Below are 10,655 nucleotides of genomic sequence, written 5' to 3' on the forward strand. Positions count from 1 at the left end.
TACGATCTCTCTGCAAAGGAACGTACCAAATACCACGAGATGTCTTCGGAAGAAATCCGGGAGATCTACACGTGGCTGATCGGACAGAACGCGGAAAGCCAGGCCGTATTTGACGACGGCATGTTTGTCTATTTTTCTCCGGCGATACGGGAACATAAAATTTTGCTGCGCAGGGAAAATCATCTGGATGACGACTATCCCTGGACGGCAGGGCCATGGAAATGGCTGGCGGACATGCGCGACGGCTATCCGGAAATTCATTACGTAAAAAGCGCCGAGGAAATTTTCAAGCCCGTCAACAAGCTGCAGATCATGCAGGAAGAACAGCCGCTGATCGAACTCTTCGAACGGATGCAGGCGCGCTTTGGCGATCGGTTTTCGATTTATCGAACGACGCCGCGTCAGCTTGAAGTGCTGCCTCTGGGCTTTTCGAAAGGCGAAGGCCTTCGCCGGCTGATGGAACGGGAAGGCTGGCAAAGCGATCAGGTCATCGCGTTTGGCGATGGGGAAAATGACGTCTCCATGTTTGAAACCGTGCCTTTTTCCTTTGCGATGGGCAATGCGAAAGACTTCGTAAAACAGCAGGCGTGGGCTGTAACGGATTCCAATACGCAGGACGGAATTCGAAAAGCGCTTATGGCGCTCGGCCTGCCCGCAAACACGAAAGCCCATACCAAAAAATGAAAGCGGACTCTGCGTCTGCGCACGCAAATCGGCTTTGTTTTAAGCCTTTTTGAATTGTGTACTTCCCGATCGGAGTAAGCGCGGACAAATCATTTGAACGATCGAGAACGACACGTTCGAAGATTTCGTGGGGTATAATATTCCGGCTTAGCCTTCCTGCCGGACAGTTCTGGCAGAGTGGAAAAGACGGTCGGCGATTTCAAAACGGAAAGAAGGAATTACATGAATCTGGTAACGGTCATCATTATGTCTGCGGCACTTGCCATGGACGCCTTCGCTGTTTCGATTTGTAAAGGTCTGGCCACAAAGCATGCCGACGGGAAAGTCATGCTCGCCTGCGCCTTGTGGTTTGGTCTGTTTCAGGGCCTCATGCCGGCTCTTGGCTACTTCTTCGGCGCGATGATTGTCGGCGCCGTACAGTCGTTCTCGAGCTGGATCGCCTTTGGCCTGCTGGCCTTCATCGGGATCAATATGATCCGTGAATCCGGAAAGGAAGAAGATACCGATTCTTCCATTGAAACCGGAGAAATGTTCATGCTGGCGATTGCGACGTCGATCGACGCGCTCGCTGTCGGCGTTTCCTTTTCGATGACGCCGGTAGAAATCGTCGCCGCATGGCCGGTCTGGGCGAATGCGATGCTTGCCTGTGTGATCATCGCGATTGTCACCGGAATCTTCTGCGCCTTCGGCGTATGGCTCGGTTCCGCCGCCGGAAGTCACTTCCAGAAAAAAGCCAAAATTGCGGGCGGTCTGGTTCTGATTCTGATCGGCATACACATTCTGCTTTCTTCTTACGGAATTCTCTGATCGCTTCGCAGGACCTCGTCCGACGGGCATCCAGGCGGAAGAAGAGGCAATTTGAAAAGAGAGTAGAAAGTTAAGAGCGTTGAAATGGCAGAACGGAAACACCGCAGGCGCGGCAAACCGAAATCTGCCGTTTTTACGTCGTATGACAGTACATACAACAGTACATACGACAGACCTGCGTCCAAACCGGAGCATGGTTTTTAAGAAAGGGTATCTATGGCTTATTTATGGCTTATCGTCGGCTTCGTCCTGCTGATTAAGGGCGCCGACCTGTTTGTGGACGGCGCAAGTGCCGCCGCACTGAAAATGAAAGTTTCGCCGGTTATTGTCGGTCTGACGATCGTCGCACTGGGCACCTCGCTTCCCGAAGCGTCCGTGTCCATTTCGGCGTCCATTGCCAACAGCAACGCTCTGGCAATTTCCAACGTACTGGGATCGAATATCTTCAATACGCTCGTCGTGGTCGGCGCCAGCGCGGCAATTACCCCGTTTGTCATCCATAAAACGGTTCTTCGCCGGGATATGGGCGTCAACATTTTCTGCTCGCTGCTTCTGCTTCTCTTCCTTCTCGGAGGAAACCTCAGCCGCGTAGAAGGCATTCTTTTTCTGATCATCCTGGCGATTTATCTTTACGTGCTGATCCGGGACGCGAAAAAGAACCCGGTCGAAGAAGACAGCAATGAAAAGCAGATGCCGACCTGGAAAATTCCGGTTCTGCTTCTGATCGGCATTGCGGCCATCGTTCTTGGCGGCGACATCACCGTCGACAGCGCCAAGGAGATCGCGGCGAGTCTGGGCATGTCCGAAAACCTGATCGGTCTGACCGTCGTTTCGGTCGGAACGTCGCTGCCGGAACTGGTTACTTCCGTGACCGCGGCGAAAAAAGGCGAAAGCGGCCTTTCGATCGGGAACGCCATCGGCTCCAACATTCTCAACATTCTTTTCATTCTCGGCGCTTCCGCGACGATCTCGCCGCTTAGTGCAGACATGTTTAACGTGATCGATTCCGCCATTCTTCTGGCCGTCGCCATCGGAATGTTCGCACTGTGCTGGTTCTCTCCAAAACTCAATCGAACCAAAGGCATCTGCATGATCCTGGTTTACTGCTGTTTTGTGGCCTATACCATCCTGCGCTGATCCATTCTTCTCGTTTTGCATCGAATGAAATCGAGATCCTGCTACAATTTCTGGTAAAGCAGGATCTTTTTTTCGCTCCGCACTTCGGTGTCTGAAGGAAAAGACATCATGCAGCAGCGGCCTAAAAATACAGGCGCCAGTACGGCTATCCTGCATCAGAGGAGAATTTTCCATGAAATTTGATAAAGTACTCGAAAATCGTCGAGCAATCCGCCGCTATAAAAACGAACCGATCGACCATGAGGACATCCGCAGAGTTCTCAAGGCCGCCATTCTTGCGCCAAGCTGGAAAAATTCGCAGTGCCCGCGCTGGTATGTGGTCACCAACGATCAGCTGCTCGCAGAGCTCCGGGAAAACGGTCTTCCGGCTTTTAACGCGAAAAACACGGAAAACGCCCCGTGCCTGATCGTCGTATGCTATGAACCGCGAAAAAGCGGCATGGGCAATGACGGCGAATACGCCAATGCGATCGGGGAAGGCTGGAGCTGCTTTGACTGCGGCCTCGCGGTAGAAAACCTCTGCCTCGAAGCGAAGCGTCTCGATCTCGGAACGCTCATCATGGGGATTTACAACGAACAGGCCATTCGTCAGGCGCTCTCTATTCCAGGAGAGCTCAAAATCATGTGCGTCGTCGCTTTAGGAAAACCGGATATCGATCCGGAAATGCCAAAGCGAAACAAGCTGAAGGATGTCGCTGTCTTCAAGGACTGATTCCTCCCGGACACTTAATCCTGCCCATTCCAGCCGCTGAATCCGCTCGTTCTACAGAAAACACACCAGCAGAAAACACAAATGGACAAGGCAGCCCGCGCGGAACGCTTCTCGTTTGGCACGGAACGGCTTTGTCCTTTTTCGTGTTCTGCGCTTTCTGGATCTGAGCTTTTTTCCTTTCTTTTTCATGATCAGGTGCTGTCCAGGCTTTGTGTGCGTCGTTTCAAACAGGGATAGGGAATAGACGAGATTCCCGCTACAATAGAATGCACAGGCCCGCAGAACCCTTTAACCGGAGAAAGGAGGCGAGGAGCGCGTGAAGAAACAGAACGTTCTGAAACGGACCGCCCAGTCGATTCGTCATTTTTTTGAACATATCCATTCGTATTGGGAACTCCGGAAAAATCGAAGAGAGTACGGGGCGATTGAGTCCAACGCGACGATTCGAGAAATTCACGCGTTTGATCGCGTTCAGCCGGGCGATCTCGTCTACTGTGAAATGCCCATGAGCGACTGGGCACTTGCGGATGTCCCCAAAGGCCATCGCTGCCGTCCTTACCTGATTCTGGCCAAAACCGAAGACGGCCTGATCGGCTGTCCTTCCTCGCACAAGCGCCGAAAGAAAATTTCCAGCTGGGTCCAGATGGAACTGAAACCGGAAGATTACGATCAGTTCATGCTGTTTGGATCCCGTTACCACGCGCAGGGCAGCACGTTTGTGGATCTGAGCCACTGGGAGGAAATCCCGGCGCGTAAAGTGCTCTCTCTTTCCACCAGCCTGAAAGAATCGGATCGACGCATTGCCGATCGAATTCTGCGCATGGTCGGCACTCGAAAAGTCAGCACGCAGAAAAGAAAAGGAAGTCCGAAAGAGGAAGAAACTGTCTGGCAGATTTCCGCGCATCCCCAGTCCAGAATTCCAGGGGATATTGTTTCGCTTTCTTCCGGGGAGCCGTTTCTGATCAGTACGGTGGATCAGGATACAGCCTGGGGCTATCGGCTTTCTTCCCCCAGACAGTCTCAGCCCGATTCCAAGGTGCTTTCCATCGAGAGCATCAATCATTACTTCTTCCCGTTCGCGTCCCTTCAAAAAGAGAAGCTCGAGCAGCCGGAGCAGTATCCGCTGATCAGCTTCTGCAAAACCTCTACGCTCCTGCAGAAAGAAAAGGAGCTCAAAGCGCGCAAGGCACAGGACGAGCAGAACGAAAACCCGGCTCGCAAAAAGACCGGTGCGGCTCCCGCGTTTGCCCGCAAGGAACGAATCCGGATCACCCGTCAGTGCGGCGGGATCTTTCAGGATTTCTTCAGCGAAAACGAATACGTGTACATGTGGACGTATAAGCAGAGCGAAAAGTATCTGGATCTCGACGAGTTTTATGACGGCAACGTGGTGATTCGTGAAATCGAACGAAATCGTCTGACCGAACTGGGAATGCTCATTGCGGACGACATTTTTGAAGAAGTACTCGATACGATTGTAAAGCGCCGCTCACTCAGTGAAGACGAGGCACAGCTGCTGCGCGAAAACTTCTACAATCCGCCAGAAGCCGAAGAAGAGGCGCCAGCGGATTTAACCGACCTGACGGAAGAGAAAACGGAAGATGGCGTAACGGAAGAGCCAGGGATAGCGCAGGCCGAAGCACAGGAGATTCCAGAACCAGAGACAAATCCAGATCCGGATACGCAGACCAAACCGCAGCCAGACAATAAGATATGAAAAAACGGACAGATCGCAGAGATCTGTCCGTTTTTATTTAATGCGTTTGTCTTTGGCGACGGGTTTCTAGAGCATCGCTCTCTGACTGCGTTTCAGGAAAAACTTTGGATCCGCCGGCGTGAGCGAGGAAATCTCAAAGGTCAGCGCACTGTTCGCTTTGCGGCCGAGCGTCTGATAAAACGTTCCGCGGGCCGCATAGGCGGTACCGTTTGAGGATGTCGTGCTTTGCGGAGCTACATCCGGGGTGTCCGTTGGCGGAACCTGCGTTCCAGGATCATTGCCCGGATCATCTGGCGGCGTGCCTGGATCCGTTGGCGGGGTCGGAATGCTGGGATCATCGCCCGGATTCTGACCTGGAGGCGTCTGATTGCCGGGATCCTGATTGCCGGGATCATCAATTGGAAGATCCGGATCTTCGGAAGGTACTTCGGATTCTACATCCGGTACGCAGGCGTTGTTGTTGAGCTTATAGCCGTCCGGGCAGGAGCAGGCTCCGTTATCAAAGGAACCGCCGCTGGCGAGGCAGGCTTTACGGTTGGCTTCAAGAAGCTGGTTGGTGTAGCTGTCGCCGGCATCCGGATCGCCTTTTTCAAGGAATTCGGTTTTGATCAGACCGCCTTTGTAGTCGGAAATCTGATCCGGACGCTCGATTTCATGGTAGTTGCCGTTTGGCGCCAGGTAATCGAGCATGTAGCGGTTGATGTGGAAGGCCGGTGCGGCTTCGAGTTCGGTCCAGCCCATGTAGTAGCCCTGCATGAAGTAGGCAGGCAGATAGCCGGACCATGTCGCAATCGAATACGTTGAGGTGTAGCCGATGGACCATTCGTCTTTCATAACTCCGGCCGGGATGCCGTACTGGGCCCCTTCTTCTTCCCAGGAGGATGTACCGGATTTCGCGTAGGCCACATAATCCGGGCTGCCGAGGATTTCGTTGTAGTTCTGATAGCCGCCGTAAACAACTTCCTTGAGCAGCGTGCTCATCATGTAGGCGGCCTGTGTGGAAATCAGTTCGTATTCAGTCGAATCGCCGCTGATTTCCATGTTGTCGGAACGGCGGATGATTCGTCGGATCCGGTGCGCGTTGATTCGGGTACCCTGGTTGGCAAACATCGAGTACGCCGAAGCCATCTGGGTAGGGGAAGCGTACATGTCGGCACCGCCGATCGAATACTGCGGGGCGAAGAGTTCGGCGGTTCGCTCATCGAAGCCGAGCTTCTTACAGAAGTCTACCCAGTAATCCGTACCGGTCGCGTCGACAAGATCGATCATCGCTGCGGCGGCGGTGGTGTTTTTCGAAACGCCCAGCGCTCTGGCCAGCGACATTTTCCCATCGTATTTTCCGTCGGAGTTTCGCAGGTTGGATCCGCTGTGCCAGTAGTCTTCCGGTTTGTCGTCCACGATATGGGCGGTTGACCAGCCGAGAATATCAAAGGTTGAGCTGTAGGCGAGCAGCGGCTTCATGGCGGAACCCGGCTGACGGGTGTTCATGGAGTTGTCCTGCTTAACCGATACCGAATCGGAATGGTAATGACGGCCGGCACCGACGGCGATAATTTCACCGGTGCTGTTGTTGATGATCGTCGTACCGAAGTCCATCATCTCGTTCGGGAAGGCGACGACTTCGCCGTTCATGATCTTATCGAGCTCGCTTTGCGCGCCCTGATTCAGAGCGGTGTAAATGTCCATCGGGATAATGGCCGGGTCCTGACCGGTCAGGCTCTGTGCTTCCTGAATGACCTGGTCAATGTAGGCCTGGTTCGGGTCAACGGAAATGGTTTCGTGATAGTTCAGCGCGAACGCCAGATCTGCGTTCTTTTCGAGGTTGTATTCCTCTTCGGTGATGTAGCCGTGGTTGAGCATCAGCTGAAGCGTCGTGTTTCTTCGCTCCTGTCCGGCGGCGAGATGGTCGATCGTATCGGTTTCATCCGACGCGTTGTGGATGTTGTTGAGCGGGTTGTTGGTAAACGGCGCGTTGATGCTTCCGGCAAGGAAGGCGGCTTCGCCAAGGTTCAGCTGCGAGACATCCTTATCGAAGTAGTAGCGCGCGGCTTTCTGTATACCTCGTGTGTTGTTTCCGGAACCAAACCAGATTCGGTTCAGGTAGAACTCCATAATGTCTTCCTTGTCGATGGTCTGTTCCGCAATGAGAGCCAGGTAGATTTCCTGGATCTTCAGCTTGATTTTATCGAGGGTGGAAAGCGAACCTTTTTCCGCTTCCAGCTTGGCTTCCTGGTTTTTGGTGAAGGCGTTGTCGATCATCTGCATGGTCAGTGTCGAACCGCCCTGGCCAAGACTTCCGCTCTGCAGGTTGGAAAGAGCGGCTGCCGTGAAACGCGGAAGGTCAAAACCGTTATGAGTAAAGAAACGGGAATCCTCTACCGCCAGGAAGGCGTCGATGACATTTTGCGAAAGCTGATCGTACGTAATGTCGTCGCGGATTTCGGAACCAAATTCATAAAACATGTTTCCGGAATCATCAAAGATTCGGGAGTTGGATAATGTGGACAAGCCGTCCTTGGAAAAGCGCATGCCTTCCGGGTCGTTAATAATATTGACGAGCACGAAGAAGACCGAAACGCATCCGACCAGAAACAGGGTCAGAACGGCGATCGCGATCTTGTTCCAGGCATCGAGCGTCTTTCGCGGCTTGCCAGTAGGGCGGGCGGAAGGTTGGCGCCCGTGTTGCTGCTGTGCCATTTTCTATTTGTCTCCTTTCAAAGGGGTTTCCATATAATAAGCTGCATATTTCTCGTCGACTGCAGACAGGTAGTCGACTCTTGGATAAAGTCCTTCTTTAAGCAGAATCCCATTCTGTTCAAACCATGAAACAGGAATGGATTTCGCCTGCGTCTGCTGGTGTGCGGCGATCAGATCGCCGGCATCGACCAGATACGTTTGCATCAGACTTGTAAAGCGTACAATAAAAAAACCGATCCCGCCCTGTTCCTGAACACGCTGAAGGTGTTCAATCTGATGTTCCTGGACGAGATATTTAGGAAAGCTTGTACGGTTCTGCGTCTGTTTGGCTTCAAAGTCTACGTATCTTCCTCGATAGAGACCGTTGTAGTCGGTCGTGGAGGGCGTTCGATAGTAGGCTTCCGTGATTTTCGCACGGCCCCGGCTGGGGTAGTCCACATGGACGACCTGTACAGGGGTCGGCTTTTTATAGATCAGGGCCCGCTTCATCTCCCGGTAGTACAGATTGGAAGCGTTGAGATCGTCTTCCAGACTGGACCCCCGGTCTGCATGGTTGTCGCTCATGCGGCGCACGCCCTGCGCCTTGTGCATTCCGGCGGGATATTTTATCTGACTCATCGTCTGAATTATATAGAAAAACCATGGCGCTTTCAACGAACCAGACGGCTCGTCCCGTTCCATGCAAAAAGACATATTCAGGATATTCCCGCTTTATTTAAAGGATATTAAGTGTTTGTTTTCGTTTTCTTAAATTCGGCTTTCACGAGCGTAAGACGATGGAGTCACATATTGTGAAATTATACTATAAAATCACAAGAAAGGAACCTTAAGGATTGAGGTGTTTCTTTTCATTTGATATAATGACAAACGCAATGGAGGAAGTTCACATGGCATTCAGATTAACCGCCCAGCAGATTTACGATAAGGAATTCCCGTCCAAGGAAAAAGGCTACGACGCCGATCAGGTTGACTCGTTCCTGGACGATATTATTGAAGATTATCAGGATTTTGATGATCAGAGCAGAGAACTCTCCTCCGCACTGATTCATTCCAACGAACGCGTGGTCCAGCTTGAACAGGAAAACAAGGACCAGGCCGCAAAACTCGCCGACCTTCAGGAACAGCTGAAGGCGCTCACGGAACAGGTGGCAAACCTGACCGCGGAAAACGAAGCGCTCTCCAGCCAGGCCCAGGAAGCCAAAGAGCAGGCGGAAGCCAGCGCCAAGGCGCTTGAAGAAGCTAAAGCGGCAGCCGAAGAAGAAAAAGAAGAAGAGAAAGCCGAACCGCTCACGCTCGAAGAGCGCGTAGCCCGTCTGGAAGCGGCTGTATTCGCTTCGCACTAATTTTAATTTTAATCGATTCTTTGAATCGACAAATGGTTCTGAACAGAACGACGCAGCTGCTGGCAGCCTGACTGCCAGAGGAAAGTCCATGCTCGCACAGTCTGCGATGACTGTAGTGTTTGTGCCAGCCGAATCAATAAGACTGGGGTGTTCGCAAGAACATACGGCTGTACGGAAGCCTAAAAAAGGAATCCTCCTTTCATGGCCGACGTCTTTAAAAGTGCCACAGAGACGAAGCTTTTTCGGAAACGAAAAAGGTGGAACGGGTAAACCCCTCAAGCGAGAAACCCAAATTTGGTAGGGGAACTGTCCGAGGCCAACTGAAGCCAGAGACAGATGCGTACGCATAGATAAATTGCTGCGGCTTTTTGCTTTCGCGAAAAGAACAGAACATGGCTTATGACTTTTGCTCAGACGTTTGTACGTCCGGATTCGTCCGGGCGTTTTTTTATGCCTTCTGCATCGAACAAAGAAAAAGGCCAGAACGGATCGGGAAGATCCGTCCTGGCTGTCTGCAGACCATGGGTAAGTTTGAAACGCCGGGTCTGCCGATACCGTTTTTCTAAACGTGGAAGGAAACTCGTTTGGACAGCGCGCGAACGAGCAGCGGAACGAGAATCAGATCGACGATCAGGGTCGGAATCATATAGGAAGACTGATAGACGATGGATCCCCACCAGGTAACGCCGTAGAAGACAACGCCGGAAATGGTCGAGGACAGAAAGCGGATCAGGTTGGTGATCAGCACACCGGAATAAAAGTACTTCCAGTTTGGGAACAGGCATGCGATGCCGTACACGGAAAAGGCGATGAAATAATCGAGCAGAAACTGTGTAAAGCCCAGAATATACATCTGTCCGGTAACAAACTGAATCAGAACCGAAAGCATGGCGGTAATCAGACCAAGCTGCCAGCCGAGATGATAGCTGGCCAGAAGAAGCGCGATAGTTCCCAGACCGAGCGTTCCGCCCTGCGGCATACGGAAGAGCGGCAGGGTATTGCTCAGGTAGTCGAGAACAAAAAACAGCGCCAGATACATGGCCATGTAGGCGATGCTTCGGGTGGTAAATTTGCTGTCCTTGCGGACACTCGTTTTTGAACGATCAGACATTTTCGTTTTCTCCTTTTTATACGCAGAAGAAAGCCGGATTTTCATGACTGCACGCCGTTCGTGCACCAGAGAGCGAAATACCAGAAGAAGGCTGAACGCTTTTCCTTTGCGCCTGAAAAGAATTCTCTTCCTTATTCTGGACCATTCAATCGAGCAGCGAACGAACAGACGTATTGTAATACGCAAAGAGGACGGGCGCCTGAAATTGGACACGTTCGCATTCAATTCTTCCTTTTCTCTGTGCGTTTTCCTTCTCTATGCGTTTTCCTTCGTTTACACTGCCGCTTTTCGGCCGAATCGAAACGCTTCCCCTCGTCTGAGTTATTATTTTTGGCTCATTTTCACTAGAAAAATGGTTCGATGAAAAATTTTGTGGAATTTGGGATTCTTGGTTGATGGGTTTCTTGAAGCATCGATGATCTTAAGAAAGAAATACCCATCATCCTT

At 51.9% G+C, this 10,655-nt stretch carries 9 protein-coding genes and 1 other RNA gene; 7 read left to right on the forward strand and 3 right to left on the reverse strand.

What is annotated here, in order from left to right; translation table 11 throughout:
• From ACLUYS_RS07480 to ACLUYS_RS07500, 5 genes are all read left to right on the forward strand, one after another.
• Nucleotides 1-684, forward strand: a 684-nt coding sequence (locus tag ACLUYS_RS07480) for an HAD-IIB family hydrolase (RefSeq protein ID WP_412659514.1), incomplete at its 5' end; no start/stop codon positions are given.
• Between the two features lie 222 nt (nt 685-906).
• Nucleotides 907-1,491 (forward strand): manganese efflux pump MntP family protein, encoded by a 585-nt coding sequence (locus tag ACLUYS_RS07485; protein ID WP_230267513.1) that lies wholly within the window; start codon nt 907-909, stop codon nt 1,489-1,491.
• Between the two features lie 216 nt (nt 1,492-1,707).
• Nucleotides 1,708-2,628 carry a calcium/sodium antiporter gene (locus tag ACLUYS_RS07490; protein ID WP_288340271.1) on the forward strand — a complete coding sequence of 307 codons (921 nt, stop codon included), beginning with the start codon at nt 1,708-1,710 and terminating at the stop codon, nt 2,626-2,628.
• Nucleotides 2,629-2,800: 172 nt separating this feature from the next.
• On the forward strand, nt 2,801-3,340 hold the full coding sequence (locus ACLUYS_RS07495) for a nitroreductase family protein (protein WP_230267515.1): 540 nt from the start codon (nt 2,801-2,803) through the stop codon (nt 3,338-3,340).
• Between the two features lie 316 nt (nt 3,341-3,656).
• Nucleotides 3,657-5,057, forward strand: coding sequence for a hypothetical protein (locus ACLUYS_RS07500; RefSeq protein WP_412659515.1), 1,401 nt, complete (start codon nt 3,657-3,659; stop codon nt 5,055-5,057).
• Between the two features lie 66 nt (nt 5,058-5,123).
• Here ACLUYS_RS07500 and ACLUYS_RS07505 read toward each other — a convergent pair whose 3' ends face one another.
• Together ACLUYS_RS07505 and recU are read right to left on the reverse strand one after the other, a co-directional pair.
• The gene (locus ACLUYS_RS07505; RefSeq protein ID WP_412659516.1) at nt 5,124-7,754 is read right to left on the reverse strand and encodes a transglycosylase domain-containing protein; all 2,631 of its coding nucleotides are present in this window, start codon (nt 7,752-7,754) and stop codon (nt 5,124-5,126) included.
• Nucleotides 7,755-7,757: 3 nt separating this feature from the next.
• Nucleotides 7,758-8,372, reverse strand: a complete 615-nt coding sequence (gene recU, locus ACLUYS_RS07510; RefSeq protein WP_230267518.1) for a Holliday junction resolvase RecU — start codon at nt 8,370-8,372, stop codon at nt 7,758-7,760.
• A gap of 269 nt (nt 8,373-8,641) precedes the next feature.
• Between recU and ACLUYS_RS07515 the strand changes: the two genes are divergently transcribed.
• Both ACLUYS_RS07515 and rnpB read left to right on the forward strand, forming a co-directional pair.
• A complete protein-coding gene (locus ACLUYS_RS07515) occupies nt 8,642-9,097 on the forward strand; it encodes a DivIVA domain-containing protein (protein ID WP_230267519.1) in 456 nt (151 codons plus the stop codon).
• A 44-nt stretch (nt 9,098-9,141) separates the two neighbouring features.
• Nucleotides 9,142-9,502: RNase P RNA component class B (gene rnpB, locus ACLUYS_RS07520), an RNA gene on the forward strand.
• A 157-nt stretch (nt 9,503-9,659) separates the two neighbouring features.
• Here rnpB and ACLUYS_RS07525 read toward each other — a convergent pair.
• Nucleotides 9,660-10,208 (reverse strand): energy-coupled thiamine transporter ThiT, encoded by a 549-nt coding sequence (locus tag ACLUYS_RS07525; protein ID WP_230267520.1) that lies wholly within the window; start codon nt 10,206-10,208, stop codon nt 9,660-9,662.
• Nucleotides 10,209-10,655 lie beyond the last annotated feature (447 nt).

The organism is Allobaculum sp. (assembly GCF_047010065.1).
Lineage (GTDB): Bacteria > Bacillota_I > Bacilli_A > Erysipelotrichales > Erysipelotrichaceae > Allobaculum > Allobaculum fili.

Excerpts from the sequence above, each read along its gene's own strand:
- ACLUYS_RS07485 (WP_230267513.1), top strand. The coding sequence starts at position 907 with ATGAATCTGGTAACGGTCATCATTATGTCTGCGGCACTTGCCATGGAC.
- ACLUYS_RS07525 (WP_230267520.1), bottom strand. The coding sequence starts at position 10,208 with ATGTCTGATCGTTCAAAAACGAGTGTCCGCAAGGACAGCAAATTTACC.
- ACLUYS_RS07495 (WP_230267515.1), top strand. The coding sequence starts at position 2,801 with ATGAAATTTGATAAAGTACTCGAAAATCGTCGAGCAATCCGCCGCTAT.
- ACLUYS_RS07505 (WP_412659516.1), bottom strand. The coding sequence starts at position 7,754 with ATGGCACAGCAGCAACACGGGCGCCAACCTTCCGCCCGCCCTACTGGC.
- ACLUYS_RS07515 (WP_230267519.1), top strand. The coding sequence starts at position 8,642 with ATGGCATTCAGATTAACCGCCCAGCAGATTTACGATAAGGAATTCCCG.
- recU (WP_230267518.1), bottom strand. The coding sequence starts at position 8,372 with ATGAGTCAGATAAAATATCCCGCCGGAATGCACAAGGCGCAGGGCGTG.
- ACLUYS_RS07490 (WP_288340271.1), top strand. The coding sequence starts at position 1,708 with ATGGCTTATTTATGGCTTATCGTCGGCTTCGTCCTGCTGATTAAGGGC.